The following is a 19,166-nucleotide window of genomic DNA, read 5'->3' as shown; positions in this document are numbered from 1 at the left end:
CCTCAAGCGAATGCAGCACCATCCCGGCCTCGTCGAGGGCTACCTCGCCAAGACCGGCTTGGACCTCGAACCCCCGTAACCCCAACCATTAATGATCTCTAGCACGTGAACCGACATTTAGGGCACCTGTCTTCAAACTCTACGGCCCATGAGGGGAACTCTTGATTACTGCGGTGCCCAGAGCGCAGCCTAAGAACGACCTTGGGGACTTGCGAAGCGGGCAGGGGGCGGACATCCTCTCATTCTGAAGAGAGCTGCTCCAGGCCATAGTTGTCCGAAGGGTCTAGGCCGCTCGGCGATGGATTGGCGTGCGTGGTGCGGTCCCCGCGTCTGCGGGGGTGATCCCTGGGGATCTCTGGTATTTGCGTGTTCCCCGCTCCTGCGGGGCTTGAGGTGGATTCGCAGGTGCTGCACGTTCACGCCCCCGGTCGTCCGCGAGTCCGCGTGCCGAGTCTGCGTCACGCCTGCGGAGCTCGCCCAGTACCTCAAACGAACTTCCATCTGTACGGCAGCTCTGGGGTGATCCTCGTGGTGTTTGCGCTGCACCAGCGGAAGTCATCCGTCGTGTCGGCGAATCTGTCTGCTCTGAGCTGTCACGCAGGCGAGGGGGCAGTTGGGGCAGGCCGAATATGGGCCTACCCCAGGGCAGTGACGGTCCGTAGTGAGCTCATTCGCTACGGACCGTAACCGAAGCAACGGGGCGTACTCGTGTGTTGTCACCCGCTAAGCCTCATCGTGGAGCCACGGTGTTCCTATGGACTGACTGACGCAGTCGTGGGGGTGTCCCCTGGTGGTTTCCGGTTCCCTGGGGAGGGGACGGGCCGTGTGGTGAACGCCTAACCACTCCCGCTCGAGCAGGACCCAGGAGGATGCAGCCGCATGGAAACAGGTGGGTATGTCCGTTCCTTCGGTGTCTCCGCAGGTGAGAGGCGTCACTTGAATGGGTTCGAGTCCCACCCGCCCCACCGCTTCTTCGTGGTGCAGAAATGTTCTGACCTGGGGAAACGCTTTTTTCCTGGGTGTTATGCGCGCAGCGGGCGCCTCTCGGGGCGCGGGAACGTGAGCCCTTCGTGTCGAAGCCGAGCCACGAACGGCTGTGGCTTGGGCCTGTGTGGTGGCGCGCTCGTGGGAGCGCCAAGAGCGGCCCCGCGGCTCCTCCGGTAAGGGGCCCACGTGTACCGAACATCTGAACGCCTGGTTCCTCGGTGATGCTGTTCCGTCTCTTTCGGGTTGCGGATGCCGGGCCAGGGATGTGCGGTGCCCGCGGCTGTGGGCCGGCGGGTGTTCCTTCGGGGCCGGCGCGCCCGCTGACCCGCGGTCAAGGGGGGCGATCACGTTCGGGCCGGTTTCGGTGCTGATCCGGCTGGAGTCGGGTGCCGCCTCGCAGCAGGACGTGCTCCATCGGATCCACAGGACGACGGCGAACCTGTGCGGAGAAGCGAGGACCGAGCGCGTCGCACGCCTTCGGCAGCGGTGGGCGGACGAGACGCTGACGGTTGCGCAGATCGCTGCGGGGCGGACATGTCCGGGCACCGTACACACGCCCCTGTACCCCTGGCTGGTCGAGTCCTCCGTGCCGAGCCGACGGGAATTCGGCACGATACGGAGGACTCGATCTCCGGCTTCAGAACCGAGACCCGTCGGTTGGGCTCCGGACCGTCTGGCGCGCCCGCCGCCAGTAAGCAGCAACCTCGGGAACCTGATCGAGAACTTGCCGGATCTGCTACTTCGCTTCCTTGCTCAGGATGTCGAAATGCTGAATCCGAGAGAGCGGCAACACCAGTCTGTGGTAACACTTCTGAGAGTGAAATCGCTTGCAGCAGTGTGACGCGGTGAGGTGCATGGGACTGGGACTCACCGCCGCGAAGTGAACGGATCTTATGCAGTGAGGTCTGCCGAGGGGGACTCGCGTGACGTCAACAGGACCGGCGGAGCAGCAGTGGGGTTCGCCGATAGGGGCTCAAGCCGAGGCAGGGGTTCCACCACCTCCGGCTGCCCCGCCGCAACCGCCATCCGGACCGCCGCGGGCCGCTGATCCGCACCCTGACGTGCCACCGGCGTCATCGGTGCAGCCGATGATCGGGGTCGGCCTGCGGGTCAGTAAGCGGCTGCTCTGGGTCGGTGATGCTTACTACCCCCTGCACAACATCGCGCGGGTGCACACACTCGTGATCCACCCCCGGCGCAAGGAAGCCGTTTCGCTCTTCGTGAAGCGGCTGCTGATGCTCGGGGTGGCGACGCTCTTCCTGAGCCTGTTGGCCGCGGCGATCGATTCGAACAGCGGCGGCAGCGGCGGTTCCTCCGGAGCCACCGCTCTTGTCCTGATCGCCGCGATCGCGGGGCTGGTCTACTCTCTGCTGGACATGCTGAAGGTGCTCAACGCGCCTGTGTACTTCGTCCTGTCCGTCGAAACGGCCGGCCCTTCCGCAGCCGTGGTGACCAGCCATGACTCCGACCAACTGCGGCGGCTCGCCCACCAGATCGCCCATGCGATCGAGAACCCCGCGGCCGAGTTCGAGGTGCAAGTGAATACCGTCGCATTCAACCCCAAGCATTACTATTTCGGGGATAACGTCAACATGTACGGTGGCGCGGGCAACGTGGGGGTGGCGAGTTGAGGAGCGGCGGAGAGCAGCACTATTACTTCGGCAGCGGCGACCACGTCACCATGCGCGGCGGCTCGGGCAACGTCGGCATCGACAAGCGTGTCGTCCCGGCCCAGGAGATGACTCCGGCCGCGCAGGAGGCGCTTCGCGAACTCATCTTCCTGGTGCAGGAGTTGCGTTCCCGGGTGTCGCAGGCCAGCGTCTCCGCCATCGATGACTCTCTGCCCGCGCTCCGCGCCGAGGCGAACGTCCCGGAGCAGGAACGGCATCGAGCGCTGTACGCCGTCGCGGGTATCGCCGCGACGGTCGGCGCACTCGGCGTACCGATCGTCGAGGCCGTCAACAAGGTTCTTGAACTCCTGGGTGTGCGATGAGCATTCGCGGTACCGTTCTTGTGCGGCTGGGTTCCGACATCCGATAGATGGCGGCGAGCGGCGTGAAGCTGGGCGACCGCGCCGCAGGTGCTTGTTCGGCGCCTGGCAGAGCCGTAGTCGGCGTGCCGCCGCGTATCGCAAGGGGCTGGTGCGTGCCCGTCCATGCTGGGGGCGTGGGTGCGGGCATCAGTCTTCGGGGGCTGCCGTCGTCGCGGCGGAGCGGATGATCTGTTCGATCCCGAACCGGAAACGGGCTCCGAAGTCTACGGACATGAAGTCGTCCAGCGCCGGTGCCAGCCCCGGGAAGCGCTCCTCGTCCGCGAACTCGCGCAGCTGCTCGCGGTCCTGGGTGAGCGCGGCCTGTTCTTCCTGGACGAGGCCGAGGGTGAAGTAGAAGACGTTCCAGGCCGTCCACGCGGCCGTCCTGGGGGTGGGGCAGCCCCGCCGGAGGGCGCCCACCATGCGGTCGGTGAAGGCCACGGTCCGGGAGGCCACGGGGAAGGTGCCCGCGACGAGGGAGGCGCCGTCGCGGTGTCCGAGCATCGCCTGCCGCAGCCGTTCCAGCAGCTCGGTCACCTGGTCGTCCCACCTCTCGGGCAGGTTCTCCAGGTCGACCTCCCCGAGGAGGGCCTCGGCCATCTCGTCCAGGAGCCGGTCCTTGGTGCGGATGTGCCACATGACGGTGTTCATGCTGACCCCCAGCTCGCCCGCGATCGCGCGGGTGGAGAGCTTGGCGAGGCCGCCTCTGGCCAGTACGTCGAACGCCGCGCCGACCACGTCATCGAGGGTGATCCCGACCTTGGCGCGGTCGGCGGTTTGCTTCTTGGTCACTGAACAAGTATACCTGCGGCATGACCTTCTTGGTCAGTGATAGAGAAGCAGGGTGAGGGCGACTGCCCGCGAGGGCTGATGCGGCTGGGGTCGGGAATGCCGCCGCGGCCGTCCGCGACCCCCGCCACCCACAGTTCGAAAGGCACCAGTCATGACCCATCACATCGAGCCGGAAGGCGTCTTCGGCAGCCCGAGTGCGGCCGGCCGGATATCGGCACCGGCCGACCGCGTCGCCCGGTCCGACAGAGGGCGGGAGCTCGTCCGATGACCGGTACGAGGGGCCGTACCGTCCGGCCCGGTCTGGCCCTGTTCGCGCTCACGCTGGCGGTCTCGGCCGTGCTGCTGGGGAGCACCATTCTCAATGTGGCGCTTCCGACGATGCAGCGCGAGCTCGGGGCCGGCAATACCGAACAGCAGTGGTTCCTGAACTCCTACACCCTCACCTTCGCCGGCTTCCTGCTGGTGGGAGGCAGTGCGGGCGACCGGTTCGGCCTGCGGCGGCTGCTGGTCTGGGGGACGGTGGCCTTCGCCGTCACGACCGCGGTGGCCGGGTTCCTCGACTCACCCGTCGCGATCATCGTCGTCCGCGCCCTCATGGGCGTGGCCGCCGCCATGATCATGCCCACCACGCTCGCGGTGATCCTGCGGGTCTTCCCGGCGGAGAAGCGCGCCCAGGCCATCGCCTCGTGGGCGGCCGCCTCCGGGCTGTCCATCTCGCTCGGCCCCCTGCTCGGCGGCGCGCTGCTGAGCTCGGGCATGTGGTGGGGTTCCGTGCTGGAACTTGTCGCCCTGGTCACCCTCGTCGCCCTCGCGGCCACGTTGGCGTGGGTCCCCACGATTCCGGCGAGCGGGGCCGGGGAACTGCGCATGATGCCCGTCGCCGGATCCCTGGGCGGCATCGGTCTGCTCGTGTTCGGGGTGGTGCACGCCACCGACAAGGGCTGGACCTACGTCGGCACCTGGCTGCCCGCGGTGATCGGCGTGGCCGTGCTGGCCGTTCTCGTCCTGGTCGAGGCGCGGCACCGCGAACCGCTCGTGGACGTCGGCCTCTTCAAGCACGCCTCGTTCACCATCGCCGCGGTGGCGCTGACGCTCGGCTCGTTCGTCGTCTTCGGCTACCTGTACTTCATCACGTTCTATCTGCAGATCCTGCGCGGCTACTCGCCGTTGCAGACCGGGCTGCTGCTCATTCCGCTGTCGGTGGGGCTGGTGGTCGGAGCGCCGCTGTCGCGCGTGGCGACCGAACGGTTCGGAGCGCGCGCGACGATCGCCGCCGGGATCGCGCTCATGACCGCCGGGTTCGTCTGCGTGGTCGGTTTGGGGGCCCGTACGAGCGTCGGCTGGTTCGTGGCGGACGCGTTCATACTGCAGCTCGGCTTCGCGCTCGTCCTCGCGCCCGGCATGACACTGGCCTCCTCCTCGGTGCCCACCGAGCGCGCGGGCGCCGGGTCGGCGCTGCTGAACACGTTGCGCCAGCTCGGCAGCGCGCTCGGCGTCGCGGTGCTCGGATCGGTTCTGTGGTCGCGGTACTCGGGTCTCGTGTACGACCGGCTCGCCGGCTCCCCGGACGGTGTCCGCCGTACGGCGTCGGACTCGCTCGCCTCGGCGCTGGCCACGGGCGACCCCGCGGCGATGAAGGCCGCCGGACCGGCGTTCCTGAGCTCGATGCACACGGCCGCGCTCGTCGCCGCCGGGGTGAGCGCGGCCGGCCTGCTCATCACCCTGGTCATGCGTACGTCCCGGCAGGGCGGGATCGTCGCTTCGGCCTCGGCGTCCGGGGCCTCCGAGGCGTCCGGGGCCTCTGGGGTCTCTGGGGCCTCCGAGGTATCCGGGGGCTCCGGTTCCGACCCTGGGGCTGCCTCTGAAGCGTCGGCCCGGAGGCGCGTTCCCGCTGATCGGAGCTGATCGCGGCCGGCCCCGGCCGGGGTGCCATGCGGCTCCCGGCCGGACGGTCGGCTCAGGCTTTCGGCTGGGCGAGGCGGGGGAAGAGGGCTTCGGCGTTGCCGCGGTCGATCGCTTCGGCCTGGCCCGGGGCGAAGCCGGGGTAGTCCTCCAGGAAGCGGTCGTAGTAGGTGATCGCCTCCTGCGGGGCGAAGGGCCAGTCACTGCCGTACAGGACGTGGCCCGGCTCGGCGAACGCCAGCAAGGAGGGGAGCGAACTGGGGCTCGCCGCCAGCGCGGTGTCGAAGTAGAACCGCTTGAGGTCGCGGATGACGTCCTCGGCCGTGCGGCCGGTGTCGAGCGCGGTGGAGGTCAGGCCGGAGAAGCGGTAGGCCGCGTAGGGCAGGAAGCCGCCGCCGTGCGACAGGATCACCTTCACCTGCCGGTGCCGGGAGAGTACGCCGTTGAGCGCCATGTTCAAGGCGGTGCGGGTGGTGTCGAAGACGAAGTCGGCCAGCGGCGCCGGGGTGCCGGGCAGCAGGGGCATCGGGGGCTGCGCCGGGTGGACGAACACGACCGCCGCGCGCCGGTCGAGTTCCGCCCACAGCGGCTCGTATGCGGCGTCGCCGAGGTAGCGGCCGCCGGTGTTGGACATCAGCACCACGCCGTCGGCGCCCAGGGTGTCCAGCGCGTACGCGGTTTCCTCCAGGGCGGCGTCGACGTCCGGGAGGGGGATGGAGGCGAAGGAGCCGATGCGGGCGGGGTGGTCCTTGGCCATTTCGGCGCCGTACTCGTTGACGGCGCGGGCCAGGGAGCGCGCTTGGGGGAGGGGGCGGTCGCCGTTGAGGTGGACGCCGGGCGCCGTGACCGACAGGACGCCGGTGGCGATGCCCTGCTCGTCCATCATCGCGATCGTGTCGGCCGCGCTCCAGGCCGGGATCGCCCAGCCGCCGGAGTCCAGGCCGAGGTCGCTCAGGGCCTTGGCCCATACCGGCGGAACGATGTGCTGGTGGACGTCGACGCGTCGCGGAGAGCTCATTTGCCTGCCTTCCTAAAGATTAGCTTGCTAACGACTTCATTTAGTAAGCTAACAACCGTGGAGGAAAGAAGCAATGGAGAGCGAGACCGGGGCCTGGACGCGTCTGAGGCGCCGGCCCCCGGCCCGGATCACGGCCCGGATCACGGTCCGGATCACCGTCCGGCCCCCGGCCCGGACTCGGGAGTGGAGTCAGGGGTGGACTCAGGAGTGGAAGAGCTGGCGCAGGCCGCCGACGCGCTCTTCTACGCGATGCGCCGCGCCCGCTCGGCCGCCGGCCAGGAGGGCTCCGGCCTGACCCTCGCCCAGCTGGCCTTGCTCAACCCACTGGCGACCGAACGGGAGCTGCCGGTGGGGCGGTTGGCCGCCGCGGCGGACGTCAGCGTCCCCACCGCCACCCGGATGCTCCAGCAGCTGGAGGGCAAGGGCAGTGTGGCCCGTAGGCGCTCGCCCGCCGATGAGCGCCGAGTCCTGGTCAGCCTCACCGAAGCGGGTGCCGATCAGCTCGCGGCCGTACGCGCCCGGCTCCGCGAACGCCAGGCCCGCCTCGCCCGGTTCCCGCCAGACGAACGCGCTCAACTCGCGCAACAGCTGCGCCGGTTGACCGGCCTGATCGCCGACGGGGACGACTGACCGGCGGGAACCGGCCGCGCCGTCGTCGGCGTCTTCCCGCGCGGCGCTCTGTCCCTGCCGGTCGAGAGCCGAAGCCGAGAGCCGAAAGGGAACCATGCCCATCACGCTGAACCACACCATCGTCCCGGCCGTCGACCACGAGGCGGCGGCGCGTTTCTTCGCCTCCGTCATGGGCCTGGACTACGGCGGCCCGGACCGGCATTTCGCCCCGGTGCGGGTCAATGACTCACTGACGCTGGACTTCACGCACGTCGAGAACCCCGTCGGCCACCACCTGGCGTTCGACGTCGACCCGTCGGCCTTCGACGGGATACTCGCCCGGCTCCGCGCCGCCGGGGTGCCGTACGGCAGCGACCCCAACGAGCCCGACAACGGCCGGATCGACCACCCGCTGTGCCCGCGCGGGCTGTACTTCGTCGACGACGCACGCAACCTCTACGAGGTCATGTCCTCCGGGTGACAGCCACTCCGTAATGCGGCAGGAGGTGCGGGGAGCCCCGTCGCGGAGCTTCCCGCAACCCCTTTCACGCTCCCCGCCGCGGTTGAGCCTGCCGATGCCGGTCCGGTTCACGCGGTCACGGGCGGCCTCTCCCGGCTGCCCGCGTCCAGCAGTACTTTCGCGGTCACCGTCGCCCCGTCTTTGCCCGTCTTCCCCGCGCCCGGTCGCGGGCTCGCCGGAGGGGCGCGTGCGGTGCCCTCCGTCTCGCGCACCTCATCCGTCTTCCCCGCGACCGGGCGCGGCGCCGGGTCGCGTGGGGGAATCGGCGGAACTCGCTGACCGGGGCGGGCCCGGCCACTACCGTGATTGCTTTCCGTAGCGGCGCGAACACGCCCGCCCGGCCGTCCCCGAGGAGCCGCACATGCCCGATTCCCTGGAACTGGAACCCCGTGGCCTGATCCTCGACTTCGGCGGAGTGCTGACCACCTCCGTCGCCGAGTGCGCCCGCGCCTTCTGCCTGCGCGAGGGCCTGGCCCCGGACGCCTTCACTCGGGTGATCTCGGCGGACCCGGTGGGCCGGGCGCTCTTCACCGACCTGGAGTGCGGCGCGATCGAACAGGCCGAGTGGAACGAGTGCACCGGGCCTCTGCTGGGCGTCGCCGGGACCGGCCTCCTGGGCCGTGTCCTCGCCGACCTGCGCCCCGAACCCCTCATCGCCGACGCCGTGCGGGCCGCCCGGAGCGCGGGCGTGCGGGTGGGCGTCCTCTCCAACAGCCTCGGCCGGACGCCGTACGACCCCTACGCGGGGTACGGCCTCGACACGGAGTACGACGCGGTGGTGCTCTCCGGCGACTACCAACTCCGCAAGCCCGACCCGGAGCTGTACCCGATCGTGCTGGGGCTGCTGGGCCTCCCTGCCGGAGCGTGCGTGTTCGTGGACGACTCCGCCCGCAACCTGCTGCCCGCCCAGGATCTCGGCATGGCCGTCGTCCTCGGCGCCGACCCGGCCGGTACGGTCGCCGAGATCGAGAGGCTCCTCAGCAGCGCGCCGGCCGAATGGAGCTCAGCGGTCGAATAGCGTCCAGGGGCGGCGAGTTGACGCCGGGGACGCGACCGCCGTCAACGGCGGCGAAGGGCGCGTTAACCGTTCAGGTGGCATTCGGCGCGACACTCGCGCAAGCGCGCCGCCCCGGCGTCCGGCCCGCCAAAGTGATCACTTCCGGGGCGCGCACCGCGCGCCCCACAAGTGGAAGGTGATCGCATGCGAGCGTTCACGCGTGCCGTCCTGGTGGCGGTCTGTGCGGCCGGTGCCGCCCTGTCCGTCGTCCCAGTGGCGCAGGCCGCCCCCGAGGCCGCCGGCTGCCGCTACTACTACACCAGCTGGGGCAGCGGCCCGAACGGCGAGACCACCGGTTCGGGGGAGTACGCCGAGGGCGACACCGACCCCGAGGGCCGCGTCTGCCAGGACGGCTGGTGGACGGAGCAGAACCAGCAGGACGACGGGGGCGCCTGGTAGCGGCGACCGCCGGGGGCGGGCCGTCACCGACGGCCGACGCCGTATCGGCGGTTCAGACGACATTCCGGGTGCGAGAACCGTCCGTTCCGCACCCGGGATGTCCGCCTCAGAGGGTCTCCCTGACCCACACAGTGGTCTGCGCGGATGGCACCGCGGGGCGTCTTCATCGTGGGTGTACCAGCGGATTCATCGTGGGTGTACCAGTGGATCCACACATCCGACGAGACGCCCGTCTGCTCCTCTACGTCAGTGAAGGACCACTTGCCCTGTGGTTCTCGGTCTGCGCTGACTGATTTCCGAACACAGCCGGGGCCGTGCGCCCATACACGTCGCCTCACGCGTCCAGTTGTGCGCGAATGAGCGTGTCGAGTCGCCGCCATGCTGGTGATGAGCCGTTCACCGCGCCCTGGATGAGAGTGGGGATCTCGGAGGCCGTGTCCAGCGTGGGCGGTTCGCCGGGGCCATAGCGTTTCCGGTTCGCGTCTGTGATGCGGCGGGCGAGGTCGTCGATTCGGGGATCGTCGGCGTCGAGGCCGTGCGCATGGTCGTAGTCGAGGAAGAGCTGTCGTAGCGCCGGGTCGGCCAGGGTCTCGGCCTGGTCGTGAAACAGGGTGATCGCGCCGTCCGGGCTGGTGGCGAACACGAGGATCCACAGGTCGCGTTGCAGGTCGATCCAGCGAGGGGTGAATCCCCAGCGGGACAGGTGCTCCAGATGGGCACCGACCTCGGTGGGCAGCGGTGCCGGCTGCCCGGTGGCGAGACGGCGCAGGTGCCTCTGCGTTGCTCGCAGGTCGCGGATGCGGTCGGTGAGCTCGTCGTCGATCTCGCGCAGCGCCTGCTGGAACTCCTCGTCGTCCGCTGATCTCAGGTACCGGATACGGGCCAGTGGGACGCCGGCTTCGGCGAGCGTCCGGATCTTGATCAGGTCGATGGCTTCGTCCGCGCCGTACCGACGGTAGCCGGACGCATCGCGGCTGGGCTCAGGGAGCAGACCTTTGTCGTGATAGACGCGGATGGTTTTGATCGACACTCCGACGTACCTGGCCAACTGGCCGATGGTGATCACCTGGTCATCGTCCCACTTGACCCTCCCCCTGGGGCAGGGGTGCAGCATGGCTTCATGGCGACCACGAACTTCGATCGGAAGACCCTGCGCGAGCTGGCCGACGCGGGCAACGAGACCGCCTTGGACCGGCTGGCCGACCTCGCCGACGCGTCGGGTGACCTCGGGGAGTTGCGCGATCTATTGGACGAAGGGTCCATGCACGCCGGATTCCTGCTCACTCGGCGTGCGGTCGCGACCGGCGACCTGCGCGAACTGCAACGGATCTCCGACGCCGGGTACGAAAGTGCCGGGGGCGAGCTGGACCGGCTGCTGGAAGCGCCTGCCGGCGGTCAGCGGGAGTGAGGCCCCCGACCGGCCGCCGCAGCCGCGCTCTCGGCCGCGGCCATCGAGTTCCGCTCATGGCCGGGGTGATCGCGTTCGTGCCCGGCCCGCTCGGCACCGCTTGAGCCGAACAGACCTCGCGTTCATCCGCATGGCCCGACCGCGCCCCCGCGGGCTGCGCGGGGGAGCCCGTCGAGGCGGTGGTTCTCGTGGCGGATGAGTCGGATGATGCCGCGCTCGTACGGGGCGGCGAAGGGGCCGGGGCCGGTCCGGGAAGGAGCCCGTTCCGAGTCGGCCGCCGGACCGTGCCCCGGCGGGATCCGGGTCCGTTCCATCCGCCTCAGGAGGGCGGTCTCCCGCCCCCGACGTGCGCGCGGCGCGTACGTGTGAGAGGGCACCGTACCTGGTGGGCTGCGGTGGACGAGGGGCCGGGGCTTCGGAATACGGTGGGGGAATCGCTGGTTTCCCGGCTGGGGATCCGGACCGCATCCGCGAGCTGAGAGGCAAGCATGAGCACGGTTGAGCTCACCAAGGACAACTTCGACGAGATCGTCTCCGGGAACGGTTTCGTACTGATCGACTTCTGGGCCGAGTGGTGCGGCCCCTGCAAGCAGTTCGCCCCGGTGTACGAGAGCGCCGCCGAGCGCCACGAGGACCTGGTCTTCGCCAAGGTCGACACGGAGGCGCAGCCCGAGCTGGCCGCCGCCTTCGAGATCCAGTCGATCCCCACGCTGATGATCGTGCGCGACAACATCGCCGTCTTCGCGCAGCCGGGCGCGCTGCCCGAGGCCGCCCTTGAGGACGTCATCGGTCAGGCCCGCGGGCTGGACATGGACGAGGTACGCGCGTCCGTGGCCGAGCAGCAGGCGCAGGCGCAGCAGGAAGGCGGGCAGGAACAGGTCGACCGTGGCTGACCTGCTGCTGATCCGGCACGGCGAGACCGAGTGGAGCCGGTCGGGTCAGCACACCAGCTGGACGGACCTGCCGCTGACGGCTCGCGGCGAGGAGCAGGCGGCCGCCCTGCGGCCGCTCCTCGCGGGGCTGACGGTGGTACGGGCGCTGGTGAGCCCGCTGGGGCGGGCGCAGCGGACCGCCGAGCTCGCCGGGCTCGGCGACCTCAAGGTCGAACCGGACCTGCACGAGTGGGACTACGGCGCGTACGAGGGCATCTCCACCGCCGACATCCACCGCACCCGGCCCGACTGGGACCTGTGGCACGACGGCGTCGCGCCCGGCCCCGCCGAGCATCCGGGCGAGTCGCCCGAGCAGGTGGGGGCGCGCGCGGACCGCGTGCTGGCGGGGATCGAACCGCTGCTGCGGGACGGCGGCGACGGGCCGGGGGACGTGGTGCTCGTGGCGCACTCGCACTTCCTGCGGGTGCTGACCGCGCGCCGGCTCGGCCTGCCGGCCGCCGACGGCGCGCTGTTCCGGCTCGACACCGGAACGATCAGCCGCATCGGCACCGAGCACGACCGCCCGGCGATCGTGGCCTGGAACGTCTCCGCGGAGCTGCTCCCCGGATGAGCCGGAGGCGGGGCGCCGCACACGGGCTCTCACAGCCCGTGCGCCGCCCCGCCCCGGCCGCCTCACCCCGGTCGCCCCGCCCCGGCCGCCCCTCCTCGCCTCCCGGCCGCCCCGCCCCGGCCGCCCCTCCTCGCCCCCCGGCCGCCTCACCCCGGTCGCCCAGGAGCGCGTACGTACAGGCGGCGGCCCCGCGGTCACTCGGCGGCACCGTCCCCACGCCGCCTCGCCCGCCGCCCCAGAAATCCGTACGTCAGCGCCACCGACGTCACACAGACGGCCGAGATCGCCAGCGGCCAGTGAATGCCGTGGTGCAGTACGAACCACGCCCCGGCGAACGCGCCCAGCGCCATTCCCAGCACCGATCCGACGCGGCGGCCCGCCCTCGGGTCCGTGCCGCCCGCCAGTGACGAGTCGGCGGCCAGGCCCGTGAGCGTCATGGTCAGCACCGTCGTGGTCATGTCCGGCACGGCCATCCGGCGGACCGTGGAGTTGCGGATGCCCATGGCTACCGCGAGGACGACGACCACCGCGTATCTGCGGCCGGTCCCGGTCGTGGTGGCCGCGACGACCGCCGCCGTGCCGGTCAGCGCGGCCTCGGCGGTGAGCGCGCCGCCGAACCAGGTGTGCGTCGGGTGCTCGGCCATCGCCACCGCGAACCGGCCGGCCAGCACCGCCCCGAGCAGGAAGCCCGCGACCGATACCAGCGACGCGTACGCCGAGAAGCCGGGGGCACCGGCCGCGGCGAAGCCGAGGACGACCACATTGCCGGTCATGTTCGCGGTGAAGACCCGGCCCAGGCCGAGATAGCTCACGGCGTCCAGGAAGCCGCTGACGACGGTCAGCGCCAGCATGACGGCGGGCAGCCGGTCCGCGGCCCCCGCCGCCGGTTTCGCGCTCATGTGTCGCTCACGTGTTTCGCGCTCACGCGGGGGAGGCCCCGGGACCGCCCTGCGCCCCTGCCATCACCCGTTGCAGCAGCCCCCAGGTGAACTCCGCGACGTACGGCCGCCGCGTCCCCGCCGCGTCCGGCGCCGTGAACGCCAGCTGCCAGCGGGTCGGGGCCGTGCCCTCCATGGGCCGGGCCGGTGCGAACGCCCGCGCCACCTCGTCGACCGTGCACGTCCACGGGCGCAGGTCCTCCGCCGTACGGAGGCCGGGGCCCGCGGCGCCCGGGGCGCGGACCAGCCACTCGTTCCACACCCCGCCGCCCGGCGCGGTCAGCACCTCGAACCGCAGGTCCGGCCAGAGCGGCACCGGCCACGTCAGCGCCTCGCAGGTCAGGTCGCCGACGCGGCGTCCGGCCACCGACTCGGGCGGACCCAGTACCGAGCGGTAGCGGGATCGCGCGCCGCGCCGCCGGGACGAGTGCAGCATGGCCTGCCAGCGCCGGTTGGCCTCGCGCATCTCCGGCCGCCGCACGCCCAGTTCGCGCAGCGCGTCCTCGACCAGGCCCGGCTGGTGGTCGGCCATCCGGCGCAGCAGTACGAGCTGGAACTGGAGCGGACCGAACGGCGGCGGGGCGGCGGCGTCACGCGTGGAGCTCATGCGCCCCATCGTCGCGCACACCCGCCCCGCCGGGGCGCTCGGTTCCGGGGCGGAACAGCACCGAATCTCCGTCCCGGCGCCGGTGAGCGGCGCAGCAGGCCGTCCTCCGCGACATGGGCCGTACGGGACCGGAGGGCGGCGCGGCCGAACCCCGCGAGCCCGCCGGGCGGTCCCGGTGGCCGTATCCCGCCGGCAGCGCCGGCACCGGGCCCGTACGGCCGCGCGGCGAACTCCCGGGCCCGGGCCGCCGAGAGCCCGGGACGAGCCCGCCTCCGGGGGCGGTCCGGCGCATCACTTATGGTCTGGTGAGAATTCACCGCGCTTACGGAGGGCCGATGGCCGCGAAGGACGACACGGCGCTGTTGAGGCTGCGCAAGGTGAGCCGGTCGTACGGCGACCGGCAGGCGCTGCACCCGATCGACCTCAGTCTGGCCGCGGGCACCTGCACGGCCCTGTTCGGGCACAACGGCTCCGGCAAGTCCACCCTGCTGCGCATCGCCGGCGGCCGGGACACCCCGACGAGCGGCAGCGCGCTGTTCGCGGGCCGGACGATCTCCGAGGACGACCCCGTCGTACGGGCCAGGGTCGCGATGGTCGGCGACACCGTCGCCTGCTACCCGGACCTCACCGTCCGCGAGCACCTGGAACTGGTCACCGTCGCGCACGCCGTGGAGGACGCCGCCGACTGGATCGACGAGGTGCTCGCCGACCGCCGTCTGGCCGACCACGCCAAGGCGCTGCCCGGTTCCCTGTCCTCCGGCCAGATGCAGTCGCTGCTGCTGGCCGCGGCTCTCGTACGCCCCCGGGACCTGCTCGTACTCGACGAGCCGGAGCAGCGGCTCGACCCCGACGCCCGGCAGCGCCTCGCCGAGCTGCTGATCGGCGAGAAGGAGGACGGCGTGGCCGTGCTCCTCGCCACCCACCAGGCGGACCTGGCCGAGGCGGTCGCGGACCGCATGATCGCGCTGGAGGACGGCGCGGTGATCGCCCGGGGCACCCCGGGCGCGGTCCTGAAGAAGCTCGGTGTGCGCTCATGAGCGTGCGTGGAAAGGGCCGGGACGGCGCGTCGGAGACCGCGGCCGGCGAACCGGCGGAGGAGCGCGGCGACGAGGCCGCCGACGCCCGGTTGGAGGAACACGGCGCCACCGACGGCACCGCCGAAGAAGCCGCCGAAGACGCCGCCGACGAGCCCGGCCAGGAGCACGACGACGAGGACGTCTGGAGCGAGGAGCACGACGACCGCACCGACGAGACGCTCCGCTGGCTGCGGGACAAGCGGCGCGCGCACCAGCGCGAGCGCCGCCGCGACACGGCCGTCCTCATCTACTGCGTCGTCCTCGCCGTCATCGGCTACGGCAGCGGCTTTGTCATCCGCTTCCTGCGGGAGCTCCAGGTCAGCGCCGACTACAGCGGCGTCGGCGACGACGTGCGGCACACCCTGCCCGCCGTGTTCGTCGGCCTGACCGTGGGCCTCGCCCTGTTCGCCGCCCGTGACGCGCTGTGGCGCGGGCCGGTCGTCGTGCCCGGCCCGAGCGTCGGCTGGGTGCTGGCCCATCCGGTGCGCCGCGCCGCGGTACTGAACCCCAAGTTCCGGTTCTCCGCGGCGCTCGCCCTGCTCCCCGGCGTGCTGGCGGCCGTCGCGGCGGCCGTGGTGCTGCGCGTCATCGACCTGGCGTCGTTCGGCGGCGCTCTGCTCGCCGCCCTTCCGGCGGCGCTCTGCCTGCCGATGTTCGCCGTTACCCTCGGCATGGTCGTCGAGGGCCGGCCCCGGCTGGCCCGCCGGGTGCGCCGGATGACGGCCCTCGCCGTGCTGCTGCTCGCGCTCCTGGCCGGACAGGTCGCGCTCGCGGGCGGCGGGCATCGGCTCGTTCCCCTGGAGTGGGTCGAGCTGTGGTCCGGCCCCTGGGGCTGGGCCGCCCAGCCGCTGGTCGCCGCCACCGGCGGCGCCGCGCCGGGCTGGCCCGCGGCCGTCGTGCTGCTCGTGGCCGCCGCCGCGGTCGCCCTCCGCTACGGGCACCGGCAGGCCGCCCACGTACCCACCGCCCAACTGCGCAGCCGGGCGGCGACCTCCTCCGCCGTCTCCGCCGGGATGTGGTCCCTGGAGCTGCGCGCCGCCAAGCTGGCCGTACTGGAGTCCGGCGGCGGCGAGCCCACCCGGCGCGTCAGCCTGCGGGCGCCCCGCAACAAGTACCTGGTGGTCCTGTGGCGGGACCTGCTGGCGCTGCTGCGCACCCCCGGCAGGCTCGGCCGGGCCCTGACCTGGACGGGGTGCGCCGCCGCGACCTCCGGCCTCGGCGTGGAGCTCGGCGGCGAGAAGCGGGTGATCGGGCTCGTACTGGGCCTGCTCTTCGGCTACTTCGCGATCGGCGCGCTCGCCGAGACCGCGCGGCTGGAGACGGACGACGTACGGCGCGCGGCCTGGTCCCCGTTCCGCTTCCGCTCGCTGATGCTCCAGCACGCGATCGTGCCCGCCGTGCTGGGCGTCCTCCTGGGGCTGCTCGCGGCCGTTCCGTACGCCCTCGCGGGGGTGCGCTGGCCGCTGCTGCTGATGCCGCTGTGCGCGGTGCCGTTCGCCGCCGCCGCCGTCTTCGCCGCCTGCCGCGGCCCGGCCCGTACGGACCTGATGTTCGTCGGCGGCGGCCTGCCCACGGGCGGCGCCGGGCCCTTCCTGTTCATCGCCTGGTACGCGGCCGGGCCCCTGGTGTCGGTGGGCGGGCTGACGTTCGTACTCAACTCCGTGCTCTCCCGCGGCCTGGACGGGCGGGGCGTGCTCGACGTGGCCTGGATGGCGGCGGCGCTGACCGCCGGACTCCTGCTCTTCGCGGCGCGCTCGGCCAACAAGCTGATCCGCCGCTGAGGAACCCCGCCCCCAGAAGGGGTCAGGGGTAGTGCTCCCCGCGCGCGGCCGTGATCAGGGCGGAGACGTCGCCCCACTCCAGCCCCGCCACCCGCGCCCGGCGCATCCAGTCGGTGAGCTCGCCGCGCAGCGGCGAGTCGGCGAGCGGCTTCGCCTTCGCCTGCTGCGCCGCCGCCTGGCTCACGAACGTGCCGACGCCGGGCCGGGGCTCCACCAGCCCCTGGTGCTCAAGCTCCCGGTACGCCTTCAGCGTCGTGTTCGGGTTCAGCTTGGTGTCGCGGGCGACCCGGGCCGCGGTGGGCAGCTGGTCACCCTCCATCAGAATGCCCAGGCGCAGCGCCTCCTGGACCTGTTGGACGATCTGGAGATAGGCGGCCATGCCGCTGTGCCGGTCGATACGGAACTCGACCACTCGCGCCCCCTCCCCGTCTCTTCCCGCTCTTGCCGCGCGGCGGTTCGTGCCCGCCGCATGTCCAGCCGTGCGTCCTGCCGTACGTCCCGCTTCACGCTCCCGGCGGCCGGGGCGGCCCTCACATCGGCCGGCGTCGGACCCACCACAGGACGAAGACGGTGACGGCCGCCGCCAGCGCCAGCAGGATCCCCGCGCCCAGCCACTGCATGCCGTGCATCTGGTCGTAGCCGAAGTATTCTACGTAGTTGTCGACGATGCCGAGCTTGGCCCGGCAGGCGTCCGGGTGCGCGTCGTTGACACAGGTGCCGTAGCCGAAGAGCTTGCCGTCGGCGGTGGAGACCCAGTTGTCGATCTGCACCGCGCCCGAGGGCAGCTTGTCGATGCCGTCGCTGTGGAACGGGTAGGTGAGCACGCGGTGGTCGCCGAGCAGCGGCCGTACGTAGTCCCACAGGTACTGCACCGCGGTGCCGGCGACGAAGGTCAGCACCATGGCTGTCACCACCCGCCGTACGAGCATGCCGATCGCGATGCCCATGACGAGGAAGAGCAGGGAGAAGGCCACCGGCATCGGCCCGGTGGTCTCGAAGACGCCGCTGATCAGCCAGTCGCCGCCCTGGTACTGGAGGTGCGCGGGCTCCCACAGCCAGGTGAAGGCCGCCGCGAGCGCGCCCGTGCACACCAGCGTGATCGCCGCCGCCATGCCGAGCTTGGTCGCGAGCCAGCGGCTGCGGCCGGTCGCCTGGGTCGTCACCAGCCGCGCGGTGCCGTTCTCCCGGTCGGCCGCGATCAGCGGGGCGCCGAGGAAGACGCCGATCAGGATGGGCAGGGACTGCAGGGACTCGGAGGCTTTCTGGAACAGCGAGTCGTAGCGGCCCTGGAACGAGGCGCCGTTCTCGGCGTCCCCCTGGCCCGGGTGGCCGGCGTGGTGCAGGAAGTCCACCAGCCCGGCGCGTTGGTAGATCATCACCGCGGAGCCGAGGACGGCCAGGGCGATGCCGATCCAGAAGGCGACCCGGTGCTGACGCCAGACCAGCCAGACGAGTCCGCGCAGGACACGTGGCCGTCGCGTGCCGGGCGTGGTCTCGGGACGTGCTTGTGCTGTCGTGCTCATGCTGCCGCTCCCTGCTCCTCGACGCGGGCGCTGGCCGTCAGCAGCGGCGGGGCGTCAGGCGCCCGCAAGTACCCCAACAGGACTTCCTCCAGAGTGGGTGTGCTGATCCGCCAGTCGTCCCCGACCCGGCCCTCCGGGCGGATCAGGGCGGTGAACTGCCGCCCGACGGTGTGGGATTCGATGACGGTGTGCCGGGCCAGCTCGGGCGGCATGCCCTCGGCGGACTGCGCGCCGATCACCAGGGAGTGCGCGGGCAGCAGGGCGTCGACCTCTCCGGCCAGCCGGACCTGCCCGTCCGCGACGACCACCAGGTAGTCGCACATCGTCTCCAGCTCGGAGAGCAGGTGGGAGGACATCACCACCGTCGTCCCCTGCTCCGCCGCCTCGGCCATCAGCAGGCCCGCCATCTCATGGCGGGCGAGTGGGTCGAGGTCGGCCATCGGCTCGTCCAGGAGCAGCAGTTCGGGGCGCTTGCCGAAGGCCAGCGCGAACGCCACGCGGGTGTGCTGGCCGCCGGAGAGCGTGCCGATCCGCGCGTCGAGAGAGAGGTTCCCGGACCGTACGATCCGCTCGGCGAGCGCCTGGTCCCAGCCGGGGTTCAGCTCCCGACCCATGCGCAGGGTCTCCGCCACGGTGAACCGCTTGAACAGCGGCTTGTCCTGGGCCAGGAACGAGCTCTTGGCGAGTACGGCGGTCTCGGTCACCGGCACGCCGAACAGCCGCAGCGTCCCGGCCGTGGGCTGTACGAGCCGCGTCGCCATGCCGAGGATCGTGCTCTTGCCCGCGCCGTTGGGCCCTACGAGCCCGCAGATCCGGCCGGCCGGCAGCCGGAAGGAGCAGTTCCGTACGGCCCACTTGCGGCCGTACCGCTTGCCGAGCCCGCGCGCCTCTATCGCGTCAGTCATACGTTCCCCCAACCTTGCTAATTAGCTAGTCGACTAGTGGAATGCATCGTGGCGGGCGAGTGGCCGCGATGTCAACACGGGTCCGGGCGGCGACGCGGAGTGAGGTGTG

20 protein-coding genes are annotated in these 19,166 nt (G+C 71.5%); 12 read left to right on the top strand and 8 right to left on the bottom strand.

Annotated elements, in window-relative coordinates; genetic code table 11:
- The first annotated feature begins 2,075 nt into the window (after positions 1 to 2,075).
- Both AC07AB_RS09355 and AC07AB_RS09350 read left to right on the top strand, forming a co-directional pair.
- On the top strand, positions 2,076 to 2,618 hold the full coding sequence (locus tag AC07AB_RS09355) for a DUF6232 family protein (protein WP_478562668.1): 543 nt from the start codon (positions 2,076 to 2,078) through the stop codon (positions 2,616 to 2,618).
- Positions 2,615 to 2,980 (top strand): hypothetical protein, encoded by a 366-nt coding sequence (locus AC07AB_RS09350; RefSeq protein ID WP_478562605.1) that lies wholly within the window; start codon positions 2,615 to 2,617, stop codon positions 2,978 to 2,980. Before AC07AB_RS09355 ends, AC07AB_RS09350 begins: the two co-directional genes overlap by 4 nt.
- A gap of 186 nt (positions 2,981 to 3,166) precedes the next feature.
- On the opposite strand, the gene AC07AB_RS09345 is transcribed toward AC07AB_RS09350, so the two are convergent.
- Positions 3,167 to 3,811, bottom strand: a complete 645-nt coding sequence (locus tag AC07AB_RS09345; RefSeq protein WP_478562602.1) for a TetR/AcrR family transcriptional regulator C-terminal domain-containing protein — start codon at positions 3,809 to 3,811, stop codon at positions 3,167 to 3,169.
- 264 nt (positions 3,812 to 4,075) lie between these two features.
- Here AC07AB_RS09345 and AC07AB_RS09340 point away from each other — a divergent pair, with 264 nt between their 5' ends.
- The gene (locus tag AC07AB_RS09340) at positions 4,076 to 5,716 is read left to right on the top strand and encodes an MFS transporter (RefSeq protein WP_478562599.1); all 1,641 of its coding nucleotides are present in this window, start codon (positions 4,076 to 4,078) and stop codon (positions 5,714 to 5,716) included.
- A gap of 52 nt (positions 5,717 to 5,768) precedes the next feature.
- On the opposite strand, the gene AC07AB_RS09335 is transcribed toward AC07AB_RS09340, so the two are convergent.
- Positions 5,769 to 6,731: an amidohydrolase family protein gene (locus tag AC07AB_RS09335; RefSeq protein WP_478562596.1), complete on the bottom strand. Its 963-nt coding sequence runs from the start codon at positions 6,729 to 6,731 to the stop codon at positions 5,769 to 5,771.
- Positions 6,732 to 6,926: 195 nt separating this feature from the next.
- Between AC07AB_RS09335 and AC07AB_RS09330 the strand changes: the two genes are divergently transcribed.
- From AC07AB_RS09330 to AC07AB_RS09315, 4 genes are all read left to right on the top strand, one after another.
- Positions 6,927 to 7,361: a MarR family winged helix-turn-helix transcriptional regulator gene (locus tag AC07AB_RS09330; protein WP_478562593.1), complete on the top strand. Its 435-nt coding sequence runs from the start codon at positions 6,927 to 6,929 to the stop codon at positions 7,359 to 7,361.
- A gap of 94 nt (positions 7,362 to 7,455) precedes the next feature.
- Positions 7,456 to 7,821, top strand: coding sequence for a VOC family protein (locus AC07AB_RS09325; RefSeq protein WP_478562590.1), 366 nt, complete (start codon positions 7,456 to 7,458; stop codon positions 7,819 to 7,821).
- Between the two features lie 400 nt (positions 7,822 to 8,221).
- Positions 8,222 to 8,878, top strand: coding sequence for an HAD-IA family hydrolase (locus tag AC07AB_RS09320; RefSeq protein ID WP_478562587.1), 657 nt, complete (start codon positions 8,222 to 8,224; stop codon positions 8,876 to 8,878).
- Between the two features lie 183 nt (positions 8,879 to 9,061).
- A complete protein-coding gene (locus AC07AB_RS09315) occupies positions 9,062 to 9,316 on the top strand; it encodes a hypothetical protein (RefSeq protein ID WP_478562584.1) in 255 nt (84 codons plus the stop codon).
- A gap of 334 nt (positions 9,317 to 9,650) precedes the next feature.
- Here the strand turns inward: AC07AB_RS09315 and AC07AB_RS09310 are convergent, their stop codons facing one another.
- Entirely contained in the window at positions 9,651 to 10,382 is a 732-nt protein-coding gene (locus AC07AB_RS09310) for a MerR family transcriptional regulator (protein ID WP_478562581.1), read from the bottom strand.
- A 54-nt stretch (positions 10,383 to 10,436) separates the two neighbouring features.
- Between AC07AB_RS09310 and AC07AB_RS09305 the strand changes: the two genes are divergently transcribed.
- From AC07AB_RS09305 to AC07AB_RS09295, 3 genes are all read left to right on the top strand, one after another.
- Positions 10,437 to 10,724 carry a hypothetical protein gene (locus tag AC07AB_RS09305; protein ID WP_478562578.1) on the top strand — a complete coding sequence of 96 codons (288 nt, stop codon included), beginning with the start codon at positions 10,437 to 10,439 and terminating at the stop codon, positions 10,722 to 10,724.
- Between the two features lie 488 nt (positions 10,725 to 11,212).
- Positions 11,213 to 11,617 (top strand): thioredoxin, encoded by a 405-nt coding sequence (gene trxA, locus AC07AB_RS09300; protein ID WP_478562575.1) that lies wholly within the window; start codon positions 11,213 to 11,215, stop codon positions 11,615 to 11,617.
- On the top strand, positions 11,610 to 12,227 hold the full coding sequence (locus AC07AB_RS09295) for a histidine phosphatase family protein (protein WP_478562572.1): 618 nt from the start codon (positions 11,610 to 11,612) through the stop codon (positions 12,225 to 12,227). Before trxA ends, AC07AB_RS09295 begins: the two co-directional genes overlap by 8 nt.
- A gap of 194 nt (positions 12,228 to 12,421) precedes the next feature.
- On the opposite strand, the gene AC07AB_RS09290 is transcribed toward AC07AB_RS09295, so the two are convergent.
- Both AC07AB_RS09290 and AC07AB_RS09285 read right to left on the bottom strand, forming a co-directional pair.
- Entirely contained in the window at positions 12,422 to 13,126 is a 705-nt protein-coding gene (locus AC07AB_RS09290) for a YoaK family protein (protein WP_478562569.1), read from the bottom strand.
- A gap of 22 nt (positions 13,127 to 13,148) precedes the next feature.
- Positions 13,149 to 13,781 carry a hypothetical protein gene (locus tag AC07AB_RS09285; protein ID WP_478562566.1) on the bottom strand — a complete coding sequence of 211 codons (633 nt, stop codon included), beginning with the start codon at positions 13,779 to 13,781 and terminating at the stop codon, positions 13,149 to 13,151.
- A 326-nt stretch (positions 13,782 to 14,107) separates the two neighbouring features.
- Between AC07AB_RS09285 and AC07AB_RS09280 the strand changes: the two genes are divergently transcribed.
- Complete coding sequence (locus AC07AB_RS09280) at positions 14,108 to 14,809, top strand: ABC transporter ATP-binding protein (protein WP_478562563.1); 702 nt, start codon at positions 14,108 to 14,110, stop codon at positions 14,807 to 14,809.
- Positions 14,806 to 16,629: a hypothetical protein gene (locus tag AC07AB_RS09275; RefSeq protein ID WP_478562560.1), complete on the top strand. Its 1,824-nt coding sequence runs from the start codon at positions 14,806 to 14,808 to the stop codon at positions 16,627 to 16,629. The genes AC07AB_RS09280 and AC07AB_RS09275 overlap by 4 nt, the downstream gene beginning before the upstream one ends.
- 22 nt (positions 16,630 to 16,651) lie before the next feature.
- Here AC07AB_RS09275 and AC07AB_RS09270 read toward each other — a convergent pair whose 3' ends face one another.
- The 3 genes from AC07AB_RS09270 to AC07AB_RS09260 form a co-directional block, all read right to left on the bottom strand.
- Positions 16,652 to 17,008 carry a GntR family transcriptional regulator gene (locus tag AC07AB_RS09270; protein ID WP_478562665.1) on the bottom strand — a complete coding sequence of 119 codons (357 nt, stop codon included), beginning with the start codon at positions 17,006 to 17,008 and terminating at the stop codon, positions 16,652 to 16,654.
- A 151-nt stretch (positions 17,009 to 17,159) separates the two neighbouring features.
- On the bottom strand, positions 17,160 to 18,152 hold the full coding sequence (locus tag AC07AB_RS09265; protein WP_478562557.1) for an ABC transporter permease: 993 nt from the start codon (positions 18,150 to 18,152) through the stop codon (positions 17,160 to 17,162).
- Positions 18,149 to 19,057 carry an ABC transporter ATP-binding protein gene (locus AC07AB_RS09260; protein ID WP_478562554.1) on the bottom strand — a complete coding sequence of 303 codons (909 nt, stop codon included), beginning with the start codon at positions 19,055 to 19,057 and terminating at the stop codon, positions 18,149 to 18,151. The genes AC07AB_RS09265 and AC07AB_RS09260 overlap by 4 nt, the downstream gene beginning before the upstream one ends.
- Between the last annotated feature and the right edge of the window lie 109 nt (positions 19,058 to 19,166).

Source organism: Streptomyces sp. NPDC044033 (assembly GCF_056434425.1).
This window is presented reverse-complemented; position numbering and strand designations above follow the sequence as displayed.

What these genes read in the sequence shown, in the direction of transcription:
- AC07AB_RS09355 (WP_478562668.1), top strand. Translation starts at nt 2,076, where the DNA reads ATGATCGGGGTCGGCCTGCGGGTCAGTAAGCGGCTGCTCTGGGTCGGT.
- AC07AB_RS09340 (WP_478562599.1), top strand. Translation starts at nt 4,076, where the DNA reads ATGACCGGTACGAGGGGCCGTACCGTCCGGCCCGGTCTGGCCCTGTTC.
- AC07AB_RS09335 (WP_478562596.1), bottom strand. Translation starts at nt 6,731, where the DNA reads ATGAGCTCTCCGCGACGCGTCGACGTCCACCAGCACATCGTTCCGCCG.
- AC07AB_RS09325 (WP_478562590.1), top strand. Translation starts at nt 7,456, where the DNA reads ATGCCCATCACGCTGAACCACACCATCGTCCCGGCCGTCGACCACGAG.
- AC07AB_RS09320 (WP_478562587.1), top strand. Translation starts at nt 8,222, where the DNA reads ATGCCCGATTCCCTGGAACTGGAACCCCGTGGCCTGATCCTCGACTTC.
- AC07AB_RS09315 (WP_478562584.1), top strand. Translation starts at nt 9,062, where the DNA reads ATGCGAGCGTTCACGCGTGCCGTCCTGGTGGCGGTCTGTGCGGCCGGT.
- AC07AB_RS09305 (WP_478562578.1), top strand. Translation starts at nt 10,437, where the DNA reads ATGGCGACCACGAACTTCGATCGGAAGACCCTGCGCGAGCTGGCCGAC.
- trxA (WP_478562575.1), top strand. Translation starts at nt 11,213, where the DNA reads ATGAGCACGGTTGAGCTCACCAAGGACAACTTCGACGAGATCGTCTCC.
- AC07AB_RS09290 (WP_478562569.1), bottom strand. Translation starts at nt 13,126, where the DNA reads ATGAGCGCGAAACCGGCGGCGGGGGCCGCGGACCGGCTGCCCGCCGTC.
- AC07AB_RS09285 (WP_478562566.1), bottom strand. Translation starts at nt 13,781, where the DNA reads ATGGGGCGCATGAGCTCCACGCGTGACGCCGCCGCCCCGCCGCCGTTC.
- AC07AB_RS09280 (WP_478562563.1), top strand. Translation starts at nt 14,108, where the DNA reads ATGGCCGCGAAGGACGACACGGCGCTGTTGAGGCTGCGCAAGGTGAGC.
- AC07AB_RS09275 (WP_478562560.1), top strand. Translation starts at nt 14,806, where the DNA reads ATGAGCGTGCGTGGAAAGGGCCGGGACGGCGCGTCGGAGACCGCGGCC.
- AC07AB_RS09270 (WP_478562665.1), bottom strand. Translation starts at nt 17,008, where the DNA reads ATGGCCGCCTATCTCCAGATCGTCCAACAGGTCCAGGAGGCGCTGCGC.
- AC07AB_RS09265 (WP_478562557.1), bottom strand. Translation starts at nt 18,152, where the DNA reads ATGAGCACGACAGCACAAGCACGTCCCGAGACCACGCCCGGCACGCGA.
- AC07AB_RS09260 (WP_478562554.1), bottom strand. Translation starts at nt 19,057, where the DNA reads ATGACTGACGCGATAGAGGCGCGCGGGCTCGGCAAGCGGTACGGCCGC.